Source organism: Tenacibaculum sp. MAR_2009_124 (assembly GCF_900105455.1).
Lineage (GTDB): Bacteria > Bacteroidota > Bacteroidia > Flavobacteriales > Flavobacteriaceae > Polaribacter.
In genome coordinates this window covers 62110-83698 of sequence record NZ_FNSF01000006.1, presented here as the reverse complement: position 1 = coordinate 83698, position 21589 = coordinate 62110, and the positions used below count along the sequence as shown (strand labels likewise).

Annotated in this window: 41 protein-coding genes; 11 read left to right on the top strand and 30 right to left on the bottom strand. The window is 29.2% G+C overall.

The genetic code is table 11. From position 1 onward, the window contains the following. The first annotated feature begins 9 nt into the window (after positions 1 to 9). The 11 genes from BLW23_RS16955 (at position 10) to BLW23_RS16910 (ending at position 6941) form a co-directional block, all read left to right on the top strand. Positions 10 to 498 carry a PRTRC system protein E gene (locus tag BLW23_RS16955; RefSeq protein WP_093672103.1) on the top strand — a complete coding sequence of 163 codons (489 nt, stop codon included), beginning with the start codon at positions 10 to 12 and terminating at the stop codon, positions 496 to 498. Between the two features lie 2 nt (positions 499 to 500). Further along, on the top strand, positions 501 to 716 hold the full coding sequence (locus BLW23_RS16950) for a PRTRC system protein C (protein WP_093672101.1): 216 nt from the start codon (positions 501 to 503) through the stop codon (positions 714 to 716). Positions 717 to 784: 68 nt separating this feature from the next. Beyond that, a complete protein-coding gene (locus BLW23_RS16945) occupies positions 785 to 1039 on the top strand; it encodes a hypothetical protein (protein ID WP_093671887.1) in 255 nt (84 codons plus the stop codon). A 4-nt stretch (positions 1040 to 1043) separates the two neighbouring features. Then, positions 1044 to 1532 (top strand): hypothetical protein, encoded by a 489-nt coding sequence (locus BLW23_RS16940; RefSeq protein WP_093672099.1) that lies wholly within the window; start codon positions 1044 to 1046, stop codon positions 1530 to 1532. A gap of 6 nt (positions 1533 to 1538) precedes the next feature. Further along, positions 1539 to 2600 carry a hypothetical protein gene (locus tag BLW23_RS16935; RefSeq protein ID WP_093672097.1) on the top strand — a complete coding sequence of 354 codons (1062 nt, stop codon included), beginning with the start codon at positions 1539 to 1541 and terminating at the stop codon, positions 2598 to 2600. Beyond that, positions 2600 to 3295: a hypothetical protein gene (locus tag BLW23_RS16930; RefSeq protein WP_093672095.1), complete on the top strand. Its 696-nt coding sequence runs from the start codon at positions 2600 to 2602 to the stop codon at positions 3293 to 3295. The genes BLW23_RS16935 and BLW23_RS16930 overlap by 1 nt, the downstream gene beginning before the upstream one ends. Continuing rightward, positions 3285 to 4067 (top strand): PRTRC system ThiF family protein, encoded by a 783-nt coding sequence (locus BLW23_RS16925; RefSeq protein ID WP_093672093.1) that lies wholly within the window; start codon positions 3285 to 3287, stop codon positions 4065 to 4067. The genes BLW23_RS16930 and BLW23_RS16925 overlap by 11 nt, the downstream gene beginning before the upstream one ends. A gap of 250 nt (positions 4068 to 4317) precedes the next feature. Beyond that, on the top strand, positions 4318 to 4632 hold the full coding sequence (locus tag BLW23_RS16920; protein ID WP_093672091.1) for a hypothetical protein: 315 nt from the start codon (positions 4318 to 4320) through the stop codon (positions 4630 to 4632). A gap of 300 nt (positions 4633 to 4932) precedes the next feature. Beyond that, positions 4933 to 5112: a hypothetical protein gene (locus tag BLW23_RS23060; RefSeq protein WP_143032212.1), complete on the top strand. Its 180-nt coding sequence runs from the start codon at positions 4933 to 4935 to the stop codon at positions 5110 to 5112. Between the two features lie 2 nt (positions 5113 to 5114). Continuing rightward, positions 5115 to 5492 (top strand): hypothetical protein, encoded by a 378-nt coding sequence (locus BLW23_RS16915; RefSeq protein WP_093672089.1) that lies wholly within the window; start codon positions 5115 to 5117, stop codon positions 5490 to 5492. 117 nt (positions 5493 to 5609) lie between these two features. Next, positions 5610 to 6941: a hypothetical protein gene (locus BLW23_RS16910; RefSeq protein ID WP_093672087.1), complete on the top strand. Its 1332-nt coding sequence runs from the start codon at positions 5610 to 5612 to the stop codon at positions 6939 to 6941. Positions 6942 to 8098: 1157 nt separating this feature from the next. On the opposite strand, the gene BLW23_RS16905 is transcribed toward BLW23_RS16910, so the two are convergent. The 30 genes from BLW23_RS16905 to BLW23_RS16765 form a co-directional block, all read right to left on the bottom strand. Continuing rightward, on the bottom strand, positions 8099 to 8758 hold the full coding sequence (locus tag BLW23_RS16905) for a hypothetical protein (RefSeq protein WP_093672085.1): 660 nt from the start codon (positions 8756 to 8758) through the stop codon (positions 8099 to 8101). Beyond that, complete coding sequence (locus tag BLW23_RS16900) at positions 8755 to 9039, bottom strand: hypothetical protein (RefSeq protein WP_143032211.1); 285 nt, start codon at positions 9037 to 9039, stop codon at positions 8755 to 8757. The genes BLW23_RS16905 and BLW23_RS16900 overlap by 4 nt, the downstream gene beginning before the upstream one ends. Before the next feature lie 77 nt (positions 9040 to 9116). Beyond that, on the bottom strand, positions 9117 to 9464 hold the full coding sequence (locus BLW23_RS16895; RefSeq protein WP_176829864.1) for a hypothetical protein: 348 nt from the start codon (positions 9462 to 9464) through the stop codon (positions 9117 to 9119). A gap of 120 nt (positions 9465 to 9584) precedes the next feature. Beyond that, entirely contained in the window at positions 9585 to 9716 is a 132-nt protein-coding gene (locus tag BLW23_RS23735; protein WP_255362821.1) for a hypothetical protein, read from the bottom strand. A 20-nt stretch (positions 9717 to 9736) separates the two neighbouring features. Further along, positions 9737 to 10216, bottom strand: a complete 480-nt coding sequence (locus BLW23_RS16890; RefSeq protein ID WP_093672079.1) for a hypothetical protein — start codon at positions 10214 to 10216, stop codon at positions 9737 to 9739. Between the two features lie 11 nt (positions 10217 to 10227). Further along, the gene (locus BLW23_RS16885) at positions 10228 to 10482 is read right to left on the bottom strand and encodes a hypothetical protein (RefSeq protein WP_093672077.1); all 255 of its coding nucleotides are present in this window, start codon (positions 10480 to 10482) and stop codon (positions 10228 to 10230) included. A gap of 10 nt (positions 10483 to 10492) precedes the next feature. After that, positions 10493 to 11035, bottom strand: a complete 543-nt coding sequence (locus tag BLW23_RS16880) for a hypothetical protein (protein ID WP_093672075.1) — start codon at positions 11033 to 11035, stop codon at positions 10493 to 10495. Positions 11036 to 11043: 8 nt separating this feature from the next. Further along, positions 11044 to 11334: a hypothetical protein gene (locus BLW23_RS16875; protein ID WP_093672073.1), complete on the bottom strand. Its 291-nt coding sequence runs from the start codon at positions 11332 to 11334 to the stop codon at positions 11044 to 11046. Between the two features lie 366 nt (positions 11335 to 11700). Next, complete coding sequence (locus tag BLW23_RS16870) at positions 11701 to 12192, bottom strand: thermonuclease family protein (RefSeq protein WP_176829863.1); 492 nt, start codon at positions 12190 to 12192, stop codon at positions 11701 to 11703. 238 nt (positions 12193 to 12430) lie between these two features. Next, the gene (locus BLW23_RS16865) at positions 12431 to 12955 is read right to left on the bottom strand and encodes a hypothetical protein (RefSeq protein ID WP_093672069.1); all 525 of its coding nucleotides are present in this window, start codon (positions 12953 to 12955) and stop codon (positions 12431 to 12433) included. A 53-nt stretch (positions 12956 to 13008) separates the two neighbouring features. Beyond that, positions 13009 to 13404, bottom strand: coding sequence for a hypothetical protein (locus BLW23_RS16860; protein WP_093672067.1), 396 nt, complete (start codon positions 13402 to 13404; stop codon positions 13009 to 13011). Between the two features lie 31 nt (positions 13405 to 13435). Further along, the gene (locus BLW23_RS16855; RefSeq protein ID WP_093672065.1) at positions 13436 to 13693 is read right to left on the bottom strand and encodes a hypothetical protein; all 258 of its coding nucleotides are present in this window, start codon (positions 13691 to 13693) and stop codon (positions 13436 to 13438) included. A gap of 25 nt (positions 13694 to 13718) precedes the next feature. Beyond that, positions 13719 to 14051, bottom strand: a complete 333-nt coding sequence (locus tag BLW23_RS16850; protein ID WP_143032208.1) for a hypothetical protein — start codon at positions 14049 to 14051, stop codon at positions 13719 to 13721. A gap of 31 nt (positions 14052 to 14082) precedes the next feature. Continuing rightward, entirely contained in the window at positions 14083 to 14400 is a 318-nt protein-coding gene (locus tag BLW23_RS16845; RefSeq protein WP_093672063.1) for a hypothetical protein, read from the bottom strand. Between the two features lie 14 nt (positions 14401 to 14414). Further along, on the bottom strand, positions 14415 to 14657 hold the full coding sequence (locus BLW23_RS16840; RefSeq protein WP_093672061.1) for a hypothetical protein: 243 nt from the start codon (positions 14655 to 14657) through the stop codon (positions 14415 to 14417). A gap of 288 nt (positions 14658 to 14945) precedes the next feature. Next, the gene (locus tag BLW23_RS16830) at positions 14946 to 15419 is read right to left on the bottom strand and encodes a hypothetical protein (protein WP_093672057.1); all 474 of its coding nucleotides are present in this window, start codon (positions 15417 to 15419) and stop codon (positions 14946 to 14948) included. 84 nt (positions 15420 to 15503) lie between these two features. Continuing rightward, positions 15504 to 15803 carry a hypothetical protein gene (locus BLW23_RS16825; RefSeq protein WP_093672055.1) on the bottom strand — a complete coding sequence of 100 codons (300 nt, stop codon included), beginning with the start codon at positions 15801 to 15803 and terminating at the stop codon, positions 15504 to 15506. 131 nt (positions 15804 to 15934) lie between these two features. Continuing rightward, positions 15935 to 16156 (bottom strand): hypothetical protein, encoded by a 222-nt coding sequence (locus BLW23_RS16820; RefSeq protein ID WP_093672053.1) that lies wholly within the window; start codon positions 16154 to 16156, stop codon positions 15935 to 15937. 51 nt (positions 16157 to 16207) lie between these two features. Next, a complete protein-coding gene (locus BLW23_RS16815; RefSeq protein WP_093672051.1) occupies positions 16208 to 16426 on the bottom strand; it encodes a hypothetical protein in 219 nt (72 codons plus the stop codon). 221 nt (positions 16427 to 16647) lie between these two features. Continuing rightward, the gene (locus tag BLW23_RS16810; RefSeq protein WP_093672049.1) at positions 16648 to 16899 is read right to left on the bottom strand and encodes a hypothetical protein; all 252 of its coding nucleotides are present in this window, start codon (positions 16897 to 16899) and stop codon (positions 16648 to 16650) included. Positions 16900 to 16902: 3 nt separating this feature from the next. Continuing rightward, positions 16903 to 17133 (bottom strand): hypothetical protein, encoded by a 231-nt coding sequence (locus BLW23_RS23055; RefSeq protein WP_176829862.1) that lies wholly within the window; start codon positions 17131 to 17133, stop codon positions 16903 to 16905. A 73-nt stretch (positions 17134 to 17206) separates the two neighbouring features. After that, positions 17207 to 17398, bottom strand: coding sequence for a hypothetical protein (locus tag BLW23_RS16805; protein ID WP_093672047.1), 192 nt, complete (start codon positions 17396 to 17398; stop codon positions 17207 to 17209). 52 nt (positions 17399 to 17450) lie between these two features. Next, complete coding sequence (locus BLW23_RS16800; RefSeq protein ID WP_093672045.1) at positions 17451 to 17906, bottom strand: JAB domain-containing protein; 456 nt, start codon at positions 17904 to 17906, stop codon at positions 17451 to 17453. A gap of 496 nt (positions 17907 to 18402) precedes the next feature. After that, on the bottom strand, positions 18403 to 19566 hold the full coding sequence (locus tag BLW23_RS16795; protein WP_093672043.1) for a hypothetical protein: 1164 nt from the start codon (positions 19564 to 19566) through the stop codon (positions 18403 to 18405). Positions 19567 to 19974: 408 nt separating this feature from the next. Continuing rightward, the gene (locus BLW23_RS16790; RefSeq protein ID WP_093672041.1) at positions 19975 to 20205 is read right to left on the bottom strand and encodes a DUF551 domain-containing protein; all 231 of its coding nucleotides are present in this window, start codon (positions 20203 to 20205) and stop codon (positions 19975 to 19977) included. A 37-nt stretch (positions 20206 to 20242) separates the two neighbouring features. Continuing rightward, positions 20243 to 20494, bottom strand: a complete 252-nt coding sequence (locus BLW23_RS16785) for a hypothetical protein (RefSeq protein WP_093672039.1) — start codon at positions 20492 to 20494, stop codon at positions 20243 to 20245. Positions 20495 to 20565: 71 nt separating this feature from the next. Then, positions 20566 to 20808: a hypothetical protein gene (locus tag BLW23_RS16780; protein ID WP_093672037.1), complete on the bottom strand. Its 243-nt coding sequence runs from the start codon at positions 20806 to 20808 to the stop codon at positions 20566 to 20568. Between the two features lie 25 nt (positions 20809 to 20833). Beyond that, on the bottom strand, positions 20834 to 21094 hold the full coding sequence (locus BLW23_RS16775; RefSeq protein WP_093672035.1) for a hypothetical protein: 261 nt from the start codon (positions 21092 to 21094) through the stop codon (positions 20834 to 20836). A 14-nt stretch (positions 21095 to 21108) separates the two neighbouring features. Continuing rightward, the gene (locus BLW23_RS16770; protein ID WP_093672033.1) at positions 21109 to 21330 is read right to left on the bottom strand and encodes a hypothetical protein; all 222 of its coding nucleotides are present in this window, start codon (positions 21328 to 21330) and stop codon (positions 21109 to 21111) included. Positions 21331 to 21337: 7 nt separating this feature from the next. Further along, on the bottom strand, positions 21338 to 21586 hold the full coding sequence (locus tag BLW23_RS16765) for a hypothetical protein (protein ID WP_143032209.1): 249 nt from the start codon (positions 21584 to 21586) through the stop codon (positions 21338 to 21340). Positions 21587 to 21589: the final 3 nt, after the last annotated feature.

The following is a 21589-nucleotide window of genomic DNA, read 5'->3' as shown; positions in this document are numbered from 1 at the left end:
TTAAGTATTATGTTTTTTCAAAAACTCGCAACACTCAATGTGAAGCAAGTTACCTTGGCAATCACTATAAGTACCGACAAAATCGTTTCTGTGTCGGTACTGCCAAAGGTAAATGCTCAGGATAAAGCCATTACCAAAATCAAGCAATTGACCCTTACTGCATCAGCAGAAGAACTAGATCAAAAATTCTTTGATATCATTCAACAACCAATGGAGAAAACATCTGAAATAATCTCCAATATAGAAGAATATGAAAAAAATCTAGAACAAGCTCAAAAAAATTCTCAATACAATAAAGATAAAAAGGAGAAAATCAAAAAAACAATTCTCGCTCTTACTGAATGTACAGACCATAAAGAATTTAATGCTCTTAAAGATCACCAAAAGGCAATCAATCTAGCACAAAAAGTCCTAGACATTGACCCTAAGAATAAAAAGGCTCTCGATATCATAGAGACCATGAAAAAGTATAACAAACCCTCTCTTTTTAGTGAATAGTTATGAAAATAGATCAAATCAAAAGAAACTTCTGTTTTGTAAATGGAAGCGAAAAAATAACCCTAGATGATATCAATCCAACACTATCCAATGAAGATATCTTAAACCACTTTTCAAATCTTTACCCAGAGCTGACAACAGCCAAAATAGTAGACCTTGGTTTTGTGGATGGGGAGAATAAAATAGAGTTTAGAACCATTGCAGGAACTAAAGGATAGCTAGTTCCTGTATATACTGAGAGGGGAAGAGGTAAGGGACTTCCCCCTCTTTAAAAAAATATAACGTCATGAAAAAATTTAAGTACAATGGTCTAGAATTTCAACCTTTTAGACAACTCAATAAACAAGAACGTAATAAAGAATTAAGACTTGAGCTTGTCTCTATCGGGATTAACTCCTATGATAACGCCTCTATTCAATATAACTACGATGACTTCTATAAACAAGCCAAAAAAGTAGGAGCTCAGAAAATAGATGTCTTTCTATATGATGGTATTAAAGTAGTACCATGCACCAACGAACTATTTGAACTTAAAAGATAATAATATGAGTAGGTTCTATAAAGCTTGCCTGAAAGAGCAATATCAAAACGAACAAACCATTGAGCTTATTAATACAGCTTTTATCAATGAGTTTCAAGCGCCTAAAGTAAAGGTGGATAATTTCGAAATACCAATTATCAATAACATACAGTACCTACAATGGGAACTGGATAACATGAAAGAAAATCCACTGACAGCACCAAAACATTGGAGTGTAGCCAAACTTAGAAAAGCTACGTGGAAAACCCTTTCCGATGAGCTGCAATTCAAAGGGTACGGATACGGTGAAAGTATAAATTTCTGTACCTCTAATGATCTGAAAGACTCCAACATCTTAATAATAAGATGTATTACACTAGCGAAAATGACAAAATCTAAAAAGTATAGCCAGTTCTTTCGTTGCCCCAACAACAGCCATAAAAATAGCTTCGAAATTGTCGATAGCTTCCTTAAAGAATACTTAAACCATGAAAACCAAAGAATTTATTCGTAAAGCAACATGCAAACCCAAGAAAATACCATACAAAACAGACCAAGAACTAACGGAGTTTCACAAGAACTTCACCAAAGCAATAAAGCAAGACTTCTTGCACCTAGGAACACAGAGAACCACGCCGATAGCCTTAGACAATTCAATATTTCTAACATAGAAATTTCCCCTATTATTTCCCCCGAATTTTTAAAGGAATACTCTGTGAAACAACTACGTCAGATCGCTATGTGCCTTGTCAATGCAGTAGCACATTATGATAGTAGGGTGTGGCAATGGGAGTTCAATCCCGAAAATCAAACCCTACTGGATCTGATACTTAAAGCAGTAAATTACCTAAGAGAAGATCTTGGCGTTGATAATATCCAAATCTGTCAAGAAGAAGATAAAACCATAGTCATTGCCCTATTAAAACAATGCGGTCAGAATGATATGGTCTATTCTTTTAGAACTAAAAATATTTTCAAACTCAAAAAAAACAATAAGAAACTCTTTATTATACTGATAAACTTTATCAAATCTTTACCGTTTAAAAATATTTTTGAAAGCGAAGAATCTTATTGGATTCATTCAATCTTAGAATATATGTATGACATAGAATATGGTTTTATGGAAGAGGCTCAAGAAAGTAATAAGGAGTTCATATCTAATGAATCACTGAGTTTTTTAGAAGATTATGAAAGAATATATCATATAACTCCACACAAAAACTGGTACGAAGAATTATTGAAATACAAACCGAGAAAACATCAGTACAAAAAAATAAAGAAATTATTGTTAAATAGTACTTCCATCAATTTTGAAGCTGTTTATCAAGTAACTAATGAGGAAGGATGCCTTTCCGAAACTCATTTATATGATAGCTATTTTGTGGCAGATCATCCCGATAGCTCTTTTGCTCAAGAATATCTTGATCATATGAATACCATTGCTAGAGAAAATCAATATAGCACAGCTCCTCATATTATCGCTCTAGCCAAAATAGACTCCTTTAATGACTTTGATTATAAAATCAAACACCATATAGAGAGTACCAATAATTTCATTTTAGAATTTAATAAAACAATATAATGTTCGCACTATCTAACATCAGAGAAAGAGATAATTTAATTCCCACATTTGCCATTATTGGATATATAAGTGATAAACAGAATAACCTTGTAACTTATCATACCATACAAAAAGATAAACTATCGTCAGGAGAACCATTAACCAAAGAAACTGCTAATGGTATATTTGGAGCTTTAAAAGCAGAATTACAACCTTATAGTTTTAAAGGAATTATCCCTAGAAACGTACTTCACTTTAATATGAAAGTAAATTTAGAGCTTACTTGGATTTGCAATCCAAAAGTTAAAAAATTATACTTTGCAGAAGACACCGATATCAAATCAAAGTCTTATCCTATTCCAAAACTGATCTTTCGATTAATAGGAAAAACAATTTCCGTATTTGCTATTAAAAGTAACGACCCTATAAACGAAAATACTCAAGTCTACTTTTCCCCTTTTTTAAATGTAGATAACAATGGTAATGTTTGTATGGGAGACACCTCGCTTAACTATCAAAATTTTGAGCATTATGAAGAAATCATGCAGTTTATAGAGAATCAATTCTTTTGCTCAATGTTTACTCATATCCATAATAGTAATATGCTTAACAAAAACGTAGTACTTGCCTATAAAGAGCATGAAAATAAAAAGAAATTTAACGAACAACTATTAGTAGAAAGCCCTTTTAAAATCCACCATATTTATGAAAACTAGAATCCATATTGCACCGAATTACTTTTATAATCCGACCCACCCTATTACCATTAGTATTATTGGTATGGGAGGAACTGGCTCTTTAATGTTACCAAGACTTGCTAGGATTGACTACGCACTTAGACAATTAGGACATCCTGGTATTCATGTACATAGTTTTGATGATGATACCGTAGAAAGCTATAATGTAGGAAGACAATTATTTACCCCCTGCGACGTTGGAGCAGTGAAATCCGTGAGAGCCGTAACTAAAGTAAATCACGCCTTTTCTCTTCAATGGAAAGGCGAAAACAAAAAAGTAAACTGTCAAAACGATCAAATTCTTTCTAATATCATTATCACTTGTGTAGATAATGCCGAGTTTAGAATTAAACTAGCCGAAAGACTTAAATACGAAACCTACCACAATGACTATAGAACCCCTTATTATTGGCTTGATTTTGGAAATGGGAAAAAAATAGGTCAGTTTATTCTCGGTACAGTGATCCAAGACCCCAAAGAACAACTCATTAATACCGATCTTCAAGTAATTGATAAATTGAAAAATATTGTAGAACTTTTTCCAAACCTTCAAGAGTTTGATACCGAGCAAATACAAGGTGCTGGATGCTCTTATAGAGATAAACTCAACGAACAATCCCTTTTTATAAACGACGTACTAACTGCCAATGCCGGTGATATGATCTTCGAGCTTTTAAAAAATAAAAGGCTACAAATACATGGTAAGTTCATTAACCTTGAAACAGGTAGAGCAAACCCGATTCCCGTATAAAAAAAATGGGGCTGAAAACAGCCCCTTACTTATTTTCTGACACTCTCAAAAAATAAATATTTATACAAAAACAAATATACAATAATTCTAAATCATTCTCTATGAAATTTAAAATTTTCGGAAGCTTTAAAATAATTATAAACTTTATCCTCTTGGATAAAAAAGTACCGTTGTTGTATAGAATCAACAGTATAAAAACTGTTAGAACATATCCTATTTTAAAAACTAATTTTTAAAAACCAAAAGTATCATGGAAACATTAGAATCAATATTACCAAGAAAACTAAAACCAGGACAACTCTTTGAGGTAAATATCCCTTTTGAACAATTGCCCATCCAAACCCTGATTTTTGTGGTTAGGGGGAGGAAAAACAACCTGATCCTTATTAATAACCATAATTATCAATTACAAAAAGTGCAAAAGAAATATCTTACACACCTTAGACTATTGCAGCAAACCAACTCACGAGTACCAATCATAAATAGAGCTTACCTCACAGAGGAACAAGTAGCCTATATCAAACTGGTTTTCAGTAAGTTTGATGAATTAAACACCCTGAACTAAAAGACTGTATAACAGTGTTTTAATGGCATGATAATTGTATTATATTTATACTAATATTCTAAAATCTCATAACATGTTAACCTTATTCGAATTACAGAAAACATTACCCCCTTTTTTATTCACAGCAATGCTTATTTATGTAGGTCTTTTTATCCTGCGTATCAAACGATTGATTAAACTTCCTTTTTTTGTAATAGGTATTGTGATGATACTCATTCCAGGTATCTTTTTTATCCTTCCCTTTTTAGGAATTGTAGAACTATTGTTTCATATGAACTTCTTCTACAAACAAATCAAAGCATGATACTTAAGTTTATAGAGAAGATAAACCTCTTTGTAAACTACAGACTTTTAAACAGAAACATTCGCTCTTGGGAACACTATAGAGAGAAATACTGTATATGTAGTAATCCAAAAGATAAAAGAACGAATGAGTTTAAAGTAGGAGGTGTTTGTACAAATTGTCGTAAAACCATTTAATTATGAAAGTAACTATCGATCATAGATTCGATCATGTTCCCTTTTGTAAAGAGAAAGAAGTGCTGATACAGATGCTAGTAAGCAAGAAACATGTACTTGCCGCTCTTGGTAGATGGCATAATAGAATTGTAAATGAAAAATCTATTGAAGAGCTATGCAAATGTCACGCGGGAGGAACAGGCCCCTCTAATGAATTGGATTGGCTCTACGATTTCTCTTCCAAAGGGCTCACCATAAAATACGCCATATTTCATCAAATAATTTGGGATAACCAAATGCAAGAATACGACTATGAAGATCATTGTACCTTAGATATTATATGGAGTAAAAAAGAAGTTATTCAAATCTATCGTAATCAACAACAACAACGCTTATTTTAAAGAGCAAAAGAGGTTTTAATCGAAATTTTATGGTTTCACTAAACAGCTTTAGTAGAAATTCGTATTTTAGTCAAACTTTTCTCAAAACAAATTTTATTTGATTATCAGATTAAAATAATGGATAAAACAAACCAAAATAATATTCCTATGTCTCTCATTCTCTCACAAAACAATGTCAGGATTGATAAAAATCTGGCTTTTAATATCACAGATTTTCGAAAGTACTCCAAGAAAGATGAAGCCCTTATCAAAAGTCTAGTGATTTATATGTCGCTTAACTTTCAAAAGAACCTCTTCGGTCTAGTAGATATTGATCCAGCAGATTTTGCTAAACGCATGAAAATCTATAGAACTGATCTTTTTAAAAAACATGATGATCCTCTTTTTTTTAAAGTAAGTTCAACTCCTAAAGAAGAGTTGTTAAGACTTGAAAAAGAACACGGGAATATGTCACAGTACCGCTGTTGGAATACTAATTTAGAAAATGCCCTTTTTGTTCTCAAATACGAAAATATAATTAGCTCTTATAAATCCAAATCAGGAGACGAAGAACGAATAACCCTTAACAATTTTGCCTATATAAAAGAATTACACTTAGTGTTTAAAAAAGTAGGGAAAACTAAGAAAATTATCTACCAGTATAAACCTACTGAAGAGTTTGAATTCTCACTTAGAAAATTTTTCTTTAATGCTAATATTACCACATTTTTAGCACTTAGATCATCTAGCTTGGAAGATTGGTATTTAAATCTCCTTAACAGAATTCAGGTACAACAATATACAGGAAATACTAAGCCTATTTATTATAAAATAGTAGACTTTGCAAAATTACTTAATATTAGCACACAGCGGCTGGAAGCTAACGAAAAAGACGCATTCTCTGATGTAAAAAAGAAAATTAATAGGAAGTTTAAAAAAACCTTTTTACCTAAAGTTGAAAAAGAAATTATGGGATTAGAACTCAACTGGAGAAAAAGTGAAAATTCAAAATATTATAATGTTGTAGAAATCTCTTGGATAAAACCAAGTGAAGAAAGTCTCAAAGAAAATAAAAAATCAATTTATGAGGATCTTTTCCTAACAGAACTATTTAAAAATCTGTCAGTATTCTATAATGAGAATTATTTAAGCCTGGAGAGCGATATGGAAACCAAAACTAATAAGTTCTTAAAATGGCTGTTTTCATACAACGATTTAGATATCAAAAAAGGGAAGTACATTTCTGTTTTTGCCGATATTAAAGGAAAACATAGTAAACTAGAAGAAAAAGCACACGACTATTTTGTTTTTCTTGGTGATATGCAAAACAAAAGACGCTTTTTAAGATACGAAGAATCAGAGTTTATACTAATAAACCCAATGACCAACCAAGAGCTTCACTACAAAGAAATTAAAGAAGCTATCAAAGATATGTTTGATAATAAAAAAGTATTCTATAATTACGATTAATGAAGCAATACAAAACAACTTAAAAACACCTTTTAAAAGGTGTTTTTTTGCTCATTATAGTATATGAAGTAGAAAACTTAAATCTATTTCACTTCACCTCACATACGGAGATTTTGCACCATAAAGTAATATTTGAAGTTTATATTAAAATTGCCATTTTCAATATAATATAAATTGTTTATCAATTGGTTAAAAGGGATAATGTAATTTTTTAATTGAATTCTATTAATAACGATGTAGAAAAATCACCCCATTTTTCGTTAGTTCAATTTATAATTCTTCACTGTAGAAATCTTGCACCTTTAAGTTTTTATAATTAGGTAGACCAAGCTCGATTTTAGCCTTAATTTTCCTTACGTTGTAGAAATCTTGCACCTTTTTATGCTTTTCATTGTAGAAAAGCTGCACTTTCAGGATTTACGCTGTAGAAATGTTGCTCTTTTTGAGTTTTTCGATGTAGAAAAATAACCCTCTTTAATACTTACGCTGTAGAAATGTTGCTCTTTTTGAGTTTACAGTGTAGAAAAATAACCCTTTTTAATACTTACGCTGTAGAAATGTTGCTCTTCCCTTCCCTAGACATAAAATTAAAAACCTGTTAATCAAGTCTTTATGTTTAACGATGTAGAAATAAAGCCATGTATTAATTATTTAATATAATAAATAAAGATAATAAGGACTCAAAAGATAAAGTCTTAAAGAACTTTACCTTTTTCGACAAATATCATTATTATTTAGCAATAATAAAAGATGGTTAGGGAAATGAAAGAAATTTTATGCCGTATTGTCATTAAAAAGACGCTGTAGAAATCTTGCACCTTTTTTTAAAATAGATTTTATCTATACTATGCCTAAAATAAACTTTTATTAAACTGGCGTTTTTTTTAAACTATTTATTTAGATTAAAAGAAAAATGAGCCTCCAAATTTGATAAATAAGAGTGTTTTATGTAAAATTAACATACACATATGTACTTTTGAATAAAGTGGCTAAAACAAGCTTAAAACACTTTTTTTGTTTATATATGTTTTTTATAAAAAAAATTAGCCTTATCAAACTCTTTAGATGAGCTGTGCAGAGTGAAATAATGCTCTCTATCTATTAATAATTCTCCAAAATTATTTTCAAAAGGTTCTCCAGTAGCTATCATATATACTTTATACATCGTTTGTTTTTTTATTGGACTTTAATTTTCTGGTTTGCTTGTTGATTTTTCGAACTTTTTCCGCTTTGAAAAGTAAATAATTCAATCGGTAAAACACACGGAAACATTCATTCAATTCACTTATAATCGTTGGAATAGTTGTTTTACCGGTCCATATTTTTTCCAGTCCACCAAACATGATGTTATCTCTCTCCTTTGAAGCTACCAACATGGCGTTGATGTAGTACATCATGATCCTGAAATTAATACTCTTGAAATTAGCAGCAAATTCTGGTGTTGCTTTTTTATCGTAGGTTAAAGGATAACAATTAAAAAAATCAAAATCAAGAGTGTCTGAAGAACTTAGAAACTCTACCCAAAAGGTATCCTTTATGTTTTTAATATTTTCCCAAGATTCAATATAGGTTTCGAAAATAAGTTCTCTCGTATAAGAATCATACATCAGATGATAAAAACTATTGGTTTTGGTCGATTTATATTTTAAATCCAACGTATGTGATGTATAGGATAATGTGGCAGTAAAACTATCTTTTATACGCGCTTTTTTGGCGGCAGAAGCTAAGATTTCTTCTCCTACAGATAGAAATTTATCTAACGTATTTCTGTTAATTCCTTCTTTATTAATAGTATTCAATATATCCGCTAAATTCATAAATCGTATTTGTTTTTTTTAAGTTTTACCCATATTACAGCTCCTTTTGGATGATTATAGGGAATCGGAGTCTTATAACGTCTGGCATTTTTTAAATACCAAGCCCAGCTCCAGGTATCTAATAATTCTAGATCCTCGATATAATGATATTTAATATACTTAGCATTCTTTTCTATTGGCTCAGAAGAACACCCTTCCAAATCCACTTCACCAACAATCAAACCACTACCCGATTCAATCAAGCCAATTCTTCCCCTTATCTTGGTTGGTCTACTACGCATTTCCCAAATTTTTCCCTGGTCCAGTATTTTATCTAACCATAACTTTTTTACAATTAAACATCGGTTATATTCTCTTATCATGGATTATCTCTATCATTATCACAATTCGAACCATATAACTTTTCATAATAAGGATAGTTTTCATTACAGTCAAGCCCAATAGATAAGCCGTTATCTTCTATGACTATAAAGCGATCTTTTAAACGTTTCTGATACAAACAATAATTGTATGCATATGATGGCATGAAATCACAGTCGGTCCATCCTTTTCCTATCAAAGCTTCAGAATGATATTGCTCGATAATAGAAGATTTTTTTATTTCAATACTATCCTTCAGGCTATAATACTCTGAGTACCGTGTAGAATTAATATTCTTCCCATGTAAAGCATAAGCAATAGTGTCTTTTTTTTGTATAGTTATCAATAGATAATGCCCTGTTGACCAACGATTGGATGAAGGAAAAAAGCTAGTTATAAAAAAAAGGAATACAATTAGTAGTATATAAAATATAGGCTTGTTTAGTAATCGAAAAAGGATCTTCATTTATTCCGTGAATTTTTTTGCAATGATATTAATAGGAGTGTTTGGAGAGGTCAATGCTTTTTCGAAATCTTTAGTCCAGGTATTGTATTGAATATTCTCAATTAAGTTCTCAGGTTTGAATTTTACTGGCATAATCAATTTTTAATACATTATCATAATAATTTTAATACTTGATATAATTCAGGTAAAAAAATTGTCTCGTAGTTTTCATTAGCGATTCGAAATAAAGCCCACTCATCATTGTACTGTTGAATAAGTAAAAGCTCCGTTTTGGCATTACAGCCATAACTCTTAGCTTCTTTCTTTGATCTAAACTTATACACTTTCAATGTATTTAAATATACTGAAGGCCATTGCCCATAAAACCAAAAACAACTTATTTCTTCTTTGGAAAAGTCCAAATCCGAATCTTTCGGATTGTTGATGTTTATTCTTATTTCTTTTCCTTGTTCAAAGTCATAGTACTCAATGAAATTACCATCAGGTCCCGATTCTGAGCCACAATATAAATAAGGCTTTTGATTCCACCAAAATTCTGCTAAAGGATAAATATTAACATCTTTGTAACTAGCTAAAGAATAAAGAAAGCAAGGGTTGTTTAACTCTTGCTCGTATTTTGTCTTATAGTACATATATCAATGTTTTAACCAGCAATATCTCTGCCTAATAAATTCCAAAGAACACCGTCTAAATCATTCTGATCTAGACTTTTTAAATATCTGATAATAAATCCACAAAGGGTCTCACCGGAATCTTGTTGCAAGATGATCGTGTCCATGTCATGAGTTCGAATCTCCCATAAGCCACTATCTTTGTATAATGGTCGATTCTCAGGAAGCGTATCGATTAAATCCTCCGCAGTATACCAGGAGAATGAAAATTTTTGATCTTTCTGCATGTTGGTTAGTTTATAAATCGTTTTGAGTGTATTTCTTGTAAAGCCTATCAAGTAGTAATTTCGAGAATAATAAACGATTCTCAACCGTATGGTCTTCCATACCGTCAAACCATGACGTAGCTTCATCTACACAAAAATCTAATACAGCATTGGTATCGTTAATGTCTAAATTCAGTTTTGAATCCTTACAAATACCTACATCCTCAAATCTTTCAAAACTGCCGATAAACGCCGATTTTTTATTGTATAAAAAGTCATTCTGTTTAGGTAGTAAAAAAGAGTAATTCAGAACCTTATACTTTAACTGACCTTTATGATTGCTCCTTTCAAAACTCGGGTACCAGTTAAAACGTATAGAGGTAATGTCAATTCTTAAATTGCTACAAAAGATTGAGTAAAAAGGTTGCGCTCCGACAACCCTTCCCTCTTTATCTAATTGTAGCTTAAGAAAATCCTGCCCTAAATCTTCTAACTCTATTTCTAAATAGAAATTTTCAGGAATTTTACTCTGAGATAATTCTAAATCTTCTATTCTTAAGCGCTTATTTTTCATAATGTTATCTAGTTTCTTTGATGCTGAATTATAATGTCAAGTTTTTTTCTTTCCAATACTGTTTTATTAGCAAGGACTTTGTAATACCCAATCTTTTTATTACAGGTCAAAATAGTTAACTCCTTTTCCTTCTTAAATAAAATATTTGTTTGCTTGATATTCATTTTATCACTAATAACTTCAAAAACAATATTGTTGTCAATTTCTATTAAATTGAATATCGGATTGTGAGGATAGATGTCATCTAAAATTACTTGGTAATCTTTTAAAGTTTTGGTAGTTTCTACTGTTTGGTTCATAATTAATTGACTTTGTTTTTCAATTAAAAATACACAAATATTATACCAAATATCTGTTAAAACAGATATTTTTTTTATTAAATTTAATTAACCCGAAGTCGCCTCAATCCAAAAATGGGAGAAAATTCACACTATGGATTTTAATCAACTTATAATCGGGTTTTTAATTTTGGTATTGAGACTTTAGATATAAATGAAGTATTCTATAAAAAACAAGACCTGTTATCTTATTCATTTTTACTAAATCATCGTTAAGGCCATCCTTGGCAGTTACCTCAAATATTAGCGCAATTCATTAGCACTAACAGGTCTTTTTTTTTAAAATAAATATGTTTTTTATGGCTAGGGAAGGGAATATTGGAAGAATCAACGTCGTTTACGCCAATCCCAAGGAGCTGTAGGATTTGAGATAGACCATAAGCCTATTTTTAAAGTTTTAGCATGATCCTCAAGCTCTTGAAAATTGTCAGAATCTGAATATTTAACATAGTGCCAAGCTAAGCCTTTTTTTAAAAGTTCTTCAGAAAGATTTTTACCCCGATATAACACATAAGCTACAATTCTACCATACCTATCAATAGTCTTTTCTTTTATTTCTACTTCATATAAATAGATCTGATCTGAAACATATTGTTTTGCTTTTTTTGAAAACGGTTGTTTGTACTCTGGACAATCAATATCAGCTACTCTTATAGTATGCTGAACATTATCTTTATCTAAAATAACAATTGTATCACCGTCCTTTACTCTGACAACCTTTCCTTTCAGTTGAGCCAAACACATTGTACTACTTATTATGAAAATTAGTATCAAGAAATCTTTTCTAATTTTATTTGCCTTTTTTCTTTTCTTAAACATAGCTTTTTTAATTATCATCACCTAAATCTTCTATAATAAATGGAATATGATCCTTATTTAAGTTAATGAAGTTTTTACCTAGTTTTTCTTTATATATAAAATATCTGTTGGAATAAATGGAAACGGTTCGATACCGTTTTAATGCCAACTACATACAGATAGGAATAAATGATTTAAAAGAACGTATTAAAGCGTTTTTTAAGTAGTCGCTTTATCTACTTTAAGTGATCGTTTAATTTTACTTGTATAAAAAATTTATTTCTTCTCTAAATGACTTTTTTACGTCATCATTAATAAAAATATTTATGGGGATACTAAACAAGAATGTATTATCTGAACTACTACCCTGTAAAACTTCAATTATTGGAGATTTTAATGAGATATATTTGTCAACGAAATTTGTCGAATTAAAATCTAAATGACCATTATATTTTACACCAAAAAAAACTCTTTTGGTATGGTTATCTATACAGCCTTGGTGTGTTAAACCTACATTTTCTTCTAATATTCTGAATGAACTATAGGTTTTGAATATTTCTTTTATTTCTTTAATATAAGGTTGATTAAATTTTTTATTTTCTTTTCTTAAAATATCTAATGCTTTGGTTATACTTTTTATAACATAACTATTCAACATTTTTTCATCATCATCGAGATTAGGATCAGAATTTTCACAATCCTTATTAAAAAGTTCTCCTTCTAATATTGTAATAGCAGAAATAAGTGATATATTTTCTTTGTTTTTTTCCTTTGTAGTATTCATGATTTTATACTGATTTACTTATTTGTTAATTAGATCGGTTTAATTTACGCGAATTATAGTTCTTTATGGAATTTTCTAAACTTTTCTAATAATCTTTCATGTTTTTGTGTATGAACGCCTAATTCTTCGTGTTTATAGTAAATTTCATTTGGTCCAAACATCATATAGTCCATTTCATTCTCATTTAATTGCTTGAACTCTTCTTTTAGTCCATTTAAACTCTTCAAAACATAATTGTGAAATTCAACAATAAAATCTTCTTTTGTTACAAACTTTATTTCTCCTTTGTCAAAACCTAGTAAAAAATGAGACTTATTCGAAACTACATCTTTTATAAGGTGTAAGTCTTTTAAATATATACCACAATCTTTTATTTGAGTTTTAAAGTTTAATCCTGTGATTTCGCTGACTTTATTATAAATTTCATAATTTGAAGATTTACTATACATATTTAGGTTGTTAATTTTAGTAATCGGTTAATTAGATTTTAGATTCAGCTCTAATCATTCTTTTTTCCCAACCTTTAGAATTTTCTTCATCTATATCTTTTTGGGTAAAAAATCTAATTTGATATATATCGAGTGATATTTCTATTATAGTACCATCTTCTTTTTCCATAATGGCAAATTGTGTAGGACGACCATCATCATTATGACCGTCAAACCATTTATGGAAAAATCCTAAATATTCATTACCTGTTAAAAGATGTTTAATGTAAGCTTTTCTAAATTCTGTCATTTTATATTATTTTATTTATCGGTTGTTATACTTTAATATTCTGTTCGTATTTCTCAATACCTAGATGAATCTTTAATTTTTCAAATTCCTTTAGAGCTTCTTCTTTATTTTCCCAAGAAGATTTAAAGATTTGATACGCTCTTTTTGAAATCAATCCTCCTTTAATTATATCTAATTTTTCAGCTACTATTGGCTTGTCTTTTTTTGGATTTATTACCACAATCTTAAACTCTTTCTTTCCTAAATTATCCGTAATTAAAGCCACCTCATAATGAAAGGATTTTATTATATTAATTTGTCTTTTGTATAAAAAGTAAACTAATAAAAGGAATAGAATACTTACTAAAAATATTATCATAACATTATAGTGTTTTAGTGATCGGTTTTACTTACTTTAAGTTTATTATGTTAAGTAGTTTTAAGAGTACTAATACCAAATTTGCACCACCGATAATTATTATAGCCCAGGTCAGTTCTCTTTGTCTTTTGGAAGATTTTTCTAGATTAGTAATGAGTTTTTCATTTAATCTCCTGTTTAATTCAGCATTCCCCTGTTCTGCCAATTGTGCATAATAAGTTGAACCCAAAACAACATTAGAATAATCATTAATTTTTGATATCTTATTTTGACATTCTTGTACTACTTTTTTGATAGAACCTTCAGAACAACCTTTTGGATAATTTTCTGGAATATTAATTTTACTCATCGTTATTTTATACTTTAATCTAGGTCCTTTTCTTCGTATTCTTCAATTAAAAATTTTGAAGTTCTAACTAAACCTTTACCATCTAAATCTGAATAATGGTACTCATAACCTCCAGTCCATTCTCCATCAACATATTCGCTTTTTTTCCAACATATTACTTTTTGACCTTTTTTAAAGTCCGGAGGAAGATTCTTTATAGAATGACCTAAAGAAATTAAATCTTTAGTTAAAGTTCCTTTCCATTTTCTTTTAGGCATGATTTAATTGTTTTTATGTGATCGTTATTTTATACTTTCATTTGTACATATACAAATGACCCCTGTCTCTCCATCCCTAATAACTATTCCTTTATCTAATAATATCCAATTACCTGATAAATCAACATAAAAATATGAGCTAGAGATAGAATCTTTTGTATGACAAAAAAAAGTGTGTTTTTGTTTTATTATAGAACTTTCAAAATACCCAGTCCTATAATAGAAAATATTACCTATGATGTATAATATAACTAAAGCTGTAAGTGCCCAAACAATTCGTTTCATTGCTTATTCTATTAGTTTAAATTCTTTTTTATATTTCCTAGTTAAAATAGAAATAAGTTTCTTTTTATATTTTAAAGCTTTCTTTTCCGAATTAAAAGTTTTTTGATTTAACATTGTTGGTTCGTTTAATATTTGATATTTACTTACTTCTCCAACTTTATAAATAATATATCCATAACTATTCTTATAAGTTAGCATTGTTATTTTATTTTCAGCTTTTTCTTCTGGTGATATTTTAGATTCAGCATAAGATAAACTTAAAGGAAAGGCTACCAAGAATAAACAGAAATAGTAAATCGTAACAATCTCCGGCTCTATTTCTATAAGGTAGCAGCCAAATAAAAGAAGTAAAACAAATAAAAGGCTAATTTTTATTTTACTATTATTTTTATTTTTTATTGAAATAATTGGTATATAACAAAATAGAAGAAAAATTATATACACCGCAAAAGATAAAGGCTTTAACATTGGGTCCATTATTTTATTGTTTTTAAGTTATCGGTTTATTATATTTTGTTAGTTGGCCAAGTTCCACGAAGTGGACCAGGCTAACGATCGGTTTTATATACTTAAATTATATAATTCAATATATTTTTTAAGTTTATCTAAATTATCTTTTTTTACTTCTGTATTTGCAAGGTCTTTATAAAAAGAAATGAAATTAGACCACTTATTTTTTTCTATAAAACTTTTACGAGCAATAGTTACTAAATCTTTAACTTCAATCCTTAATCTTGATAATTTTTGTAAAGTGGTATTTCCATTTAATTCTAAAGTTCCATTCATAGCAACTTCAATATAATTATTAAGAAAAATTGTGTTTTCTTCTTTTTGCTTTATTACCCAATTTGGCACACTCATAAGTATATGTATTTTAGAAAGGCAGAACAGGTTTTGAGAAAAATTGCTATGAAACTCAAAGAAGAATCCTAGAACTGCCTTATATTTTTCTTACAGCTAAATTACAAAATAAAATTAAAGCGTGCAAATATCTACACGTTTATATTAAAGGAATTATTACTTTTTTTGAGCACTTCAATTACCTGTATAAGGCTATCAATAGTATATCCTTTACCTTGAATTATATTATAAATAATACGTTTAGAAATACTTTTTCTTTCTATTTCTTCTATAGCTATACCTTGCCTCTTTATTTCACTTTCAATCGCCTTAGCTATATCAGCTCTTTTCTTTTCTATGTCAGATTTTGTCAATCGTATATTTTTTAGTAAACATTTTTATTATTTTTGGTATAAAGCCAAACTTTAATTCAAATCAAAAACTGGGATTCCTGGTATGAGAGAATCTGTTTTCCAAATCTCATATTTTTCATTTTCAAATTCTATTACTAATTCGTTTGCTCCTAATTCTAATATTTCTAAAATTTTATTTGGAATTTCCAACTTAGAGAAATAATCTTCTCCCGAAGAAATTATACCATTTTTTAAAATTCTGTAACTATATACTTGATTTTCAATACTCATAATTCTATCGGTTTATTATATTTTGTTAGTTGGCCAAGTTCCACGAAGTGGACCAGGCTAACGATCAGTTATTTAGACTTCAGTTTGTTACTTATAATTATTAAAAAGGGTTTTAACAGGCTAACCCTTAAACCCACGAGACTCCATTATATTTAATAAGTCTGTTCAATTCTCGTATGGCATTCAAGACTTGTAAAATTAAAAAATCGGTTATTTAGACTTTAATATTCCGTTTTTAATATTTTTTTTAAGGCTTTAACTTGTTCAATAGCCGTTTGATGGTCATAGTCTCTATCATCATTATCTTTAACGTCCATAAGAACACTTAAAATAGCTTTGCTAACTAATGCGTTAGCTTCTTGATATGCTATTATACGTTCTTTTTTGACAGTCATTATATCAGCATATTTTCTGCCTAAATCATTAGTAATCGAGTATAATTCTAATAAGATATCTTTCTGTCTTTTTTTCATCGGTTATTTAAACTTATATTGAATTTTATAACTAGAAGGATATCCGGCTACTAATTTTTCTACTTCTGAAACCATTCCACTCATTTCTGAAAACCCCTCTTTTTCTATCGTAGTTATTTCTATACTCTTTGTTTTTATCAACTCATAATTATATGAAATGTCTGTTGCAGTGGACATACAATCGAAACAATGCCAAAAAGATTTACGAATAAGACTATACCAAACATGTTTCATCTTGTTCTCGTTTCTTTTTTTACCACAACATGTACAGTAATGTCTTTCCATACTTATCGGTTATTTATACTTTTTAATCTTTATATCCATAGGAATAAAGAACTTTGATTACCTTTTCAAAATTTTCCTCTGATATTGCCCTTCTATCATTAACAAAATGGCGAATAGTATCTTTTGGAATGCTTGATTCTTCTTCTAATCTGGAAATGTTAATTAGTTTGTGTGTTTTTAGCCATTCCAACAAATTATGTTGATTGTAAGTCATTGTTTTGTTTTTTTATAAATGTACGAAAAAACGTACATATAAAAAAGGGATTTTACAAAAGCCCTTCATCGACAAATGAGTAATGTTTTTCTCTTGTAATTATTATATGGTCTAATAATCTAATTCCTATAGCATCGCAACCTTTTTTAATTTTATTGGTTACATCTATATCAGCTTGTGATGGTACAAGTTTTCCCGATGGGTGGTTATGAACAAGTATAATTCCATGAGTATTTATATGAAGTATATTTCTTAGAACTGTAGGAATATCTATTACTGTTCCTACTCTACCTCCTATCGAATGATTATCTACATTAACCACATTATTGTTATTGCTAAGGTGTATGATTTTAAATTCTTCTCGTGTATCCATTATTTCGTCATAAAAAGGAAAGATAAAATCAAAAACATCTGAACTAGTTAGGATTTGACGTGTAGGTAATGACGTTCTTCTATAAATTATGTTTAATTCACCAATAAAATCTTTGTAAGTAGCTATTCTTTTCATTATAAAAAATTTTAGATTAATAATTAATATTTGCACAGCTACTCAGCTTAAGATGAGATTTTCGAGGAAAGGAAACGGAATAAAAAGAGCGAAGAATGAGCCTGATTATGCCGTAGTCTTATCGAAGTAAATCGAACGAGCTGTTCTTAGTGCCAATATTATATATATCTAGCGTAGCGTTCCGTTGTTTTGTTTCTTTGCTATCAAGCGAAAGAAAGGTATTACAAACGGTTCGAGACCGTTTTTAATGCCAACTACATACAGATTAAAAAAATGATTTAAAAGAACGTATTAAAGCGCTTTTTAAGTAGTCGCTTTATCTACTTTAAGTGATCCGTTAGTATACTTTAAAATCTACTCTTTATTTATAATTCGTTTACTTAAATCTTGGACATAAAAAAAACACCTTAATAAGGTGCTCAGTGGTAAGTGTTATTTATGTGGACAACAAATCATATAGCGTTAGCCTATCGGCACGCCATATGTTTAGTTGTAGCTAGTTTTCCTTAAACTTGTATCGAGGAGTTTTGAATATTTCCCCTTTTCCATAATGTTCAAATTCTTTTAGAACTAATTCATTTAATTCCTGATTAAATTGCCATTTATTTTTAAACATTGTCCAATTTATATCTATAAAATTATCTTGCTTAAAACAAACTACTCCAACTGCCTTTGTTGCTTTTCTTTGATATTTGTATATTTCGGTAAAATTAATTAATGCTTTCTCCCAATTGGTTGAGAAGTCTTTCGTGAGTGGTAAAAAAACAAAGGCACAATCAGTTCTTTTAATATAAAATCTAAAAGGCATTGAAAATTCATTTTTCTTTGCTATTTCAATCATAGTAAGAAATCTTTTTTTGAATTGAGACAATTCATAACGTTTTAATTTGGCTATTTCAGTTATTAAAACATGATAGTCATTAGATTGTTGTTGTTCCTGAACTCTGATTTTGTCTTGAAAAGATTCTATAAAATCACTAATCCAAAAACTGTTTAAATCTGAATAAAATTCGGATATATTATAAAGGTAATCGAGATTAATTAAATCAGTATTATCATTATTTATAAAATGTGCTATAATGTATTCTTCCTCGCAGCCATTAACAAAACTTCTGTGTTTTAGAAATAATTGTTCTCTAAATTTTAAATACTCGTCTAGTTCACTTGGAGTTATAAGATACTTGCAAATATTAGAATAGTCATTAATATTAAAAATGTGTATTAATCCGTCTGTTTTACTTTCGTAAAATTTCAACTTTTTATATTCTTCATTTAATTTCGAATCACATTTGTAAATTATCAAATTATTAATATCTTGTATTTCAACTTTAGAGATATCTATGGTTTGATTTCTGCCATTTTTAATTGGAATTATATCATATTTTTTTAGATATTTTGAAGTCTTTTTTATTTGTTTTTTTGCCTTATTAAGTACTTTGTTTTTGAACCAATTTTCTGTAGATTCTTTTGCCTTTTCAAGATTTCTTTCTTTAATTTCAATTATAAAAAGCAAGTTATCTAATATCAATATATTATCGGCAAGTTCTTTTTTACCATCTTCTGGATAAAATTCGTTTTTTGAAAAAGTGAATTCTCTGAAAAAAACTTGAGTGTTGATTTCAGTTACTAATTGTTCTGATATGTTCTGATTTTCTTTCAAATCTAGTTATATCCGAACAAATATAATTATTATCCAGTTTATTTCCCCTGATAACCGAACCTTTTATGTTTTTTATGAGAAACTAAAAATTGTAGTTATCTAGAAAATTCACTTACCACAATTATGTCAAAGAACTTTACAGTTTTAAAGGAACTGAAAACCTACTGTATTTTATTTTTATTCACTTTTAAATTATCTTTGTCCTAAATATTAAATTTATCACGGATTTGATATTTAGAGGTTTAAAGTAGTTAACTGAGTGAAGGCAGTTAGCTGCTTTTTTATTTATATAATTTTATAGTTCAATCAATCTTATTATCGCTAACTTCGTTATAACTTAAGAGACGTCTTAAGTTCTTTTTCATAGCAATTTTCCCACTCAATCTTTGAGTGGGTTTTTATTGGAGTTTAGGTTAATTCAACTTTTAATGTGGCTCCAGGTTCTTTTGGTAATTCACACCAATGTGTTACATCCTCCATTAAATTTTCTCCAGCTTCATCATAAAAACCCTTTACATCTTCATAATATTCAGCAACAACCCATCTACTGTTTTTAGGAAAACTAAGAGGAGCGTAAGCCAAATAACTACCACATTCTACATTTGGTAATTTTTCTTTTACGTTAAATACCTGTATCATAATATCTTACTTTAGTGATCGTTATTTTATACTTTAATTAATTAAAAGGATTCCAATCATCAATTGTAAACACCCCTTTTTTTTCTACTACTTCTAATACATCTTCCATCTTCATATATAAATCAAAACCATTTACACCTGAACCAAAACACCAACCATCTCCCCCAACATTTTCCAAAACGAGATCAAAATTACATACTTCCAAAACAGCAGAATTTATTTTAGCTATTGCATTGTCTAACTCGTTCTGTCTTTTTATCAAATTCTTAATATCTCTCTTAAAACTCATCGGTTTATTATATTTTGTTAGTTGGCCAAGTTCCACGAAGTGGACCAGGCTAACGATCGTTATTTTATACTTTAATCTAGGTCCTTTTCTTCGTATTCTTCAATTAAAAATTTTGAAGTTCTAACTAAATCTTTACCATCTAAATCTGAATAATGGTACTCATAACCTCCAGTCCATTCTCCATCAACATATTCGCTTTTTTTCCAACATATTACTTTTTGACCTTTTTTAAAGTCCGGAGGAAGATTCTTTATAGAATGACCTAAAGAAATTAAATCTTTAGTTAAAGTTCCTTTCCATTTTCTTTTAGGCATGATTTAATTGTTTTTAAGTGATCGGTTATTTAGACTTTAATTTCTTTCCTTTTTTTATCCACACAATTTTATTTTTAAATATTTTACTGCTATCTTTTAATACATAGCAATTAGTCTCTTCTTTTACATCTTGAAGTGTAATAGTGTCTTTAGAAAATAATGTTACCATTTTTATATTTTCATAAGTATGGTCTTTTTTTTCAAAATAGTTATGAAAAAAGGAGAAAGCTAACATTAACGCTAATCCAAATACTAAAGGCCATACTAAATTTTTTATATTTACCATCGGTTAGTTAGATTTTAGTTTTTAAATATTTCCATTCTGAGTTCTTCATCTTCATTAATAACATTGAAGCGATTATTACTTATTTTGCAAACATCTATTACTTTTTTAATAACAGCGCAAGTAAACATATCTTCTGTACATAAAATTATAACCCGAGTAGGTGTTTCATAGGCTGAATAATCTATAAAAGGGTTTATTGCTTTTTCTATTTGATTTAGTAGGTTTGATTTTGCCATCGGTTAATCATACTTTGAGATACTTAGATTTAGGAAAAAATTGAGATGCATTGACCTGCATTCCATACCCTGCTATTTCCTGTAATAATTCTTCATTCAATTTTGCACCAGGAGAAATATTCATATACCCACCTCTTGGCTGTGTATTAGCCTGAATTGCTCGAATATCATTTTCAGACATTTCCACTAGAACGGTAATTGTATCAATATTTCCGTTTTCAAATTCAATATTTGTTTCTAATATATTGTAACTCATGAT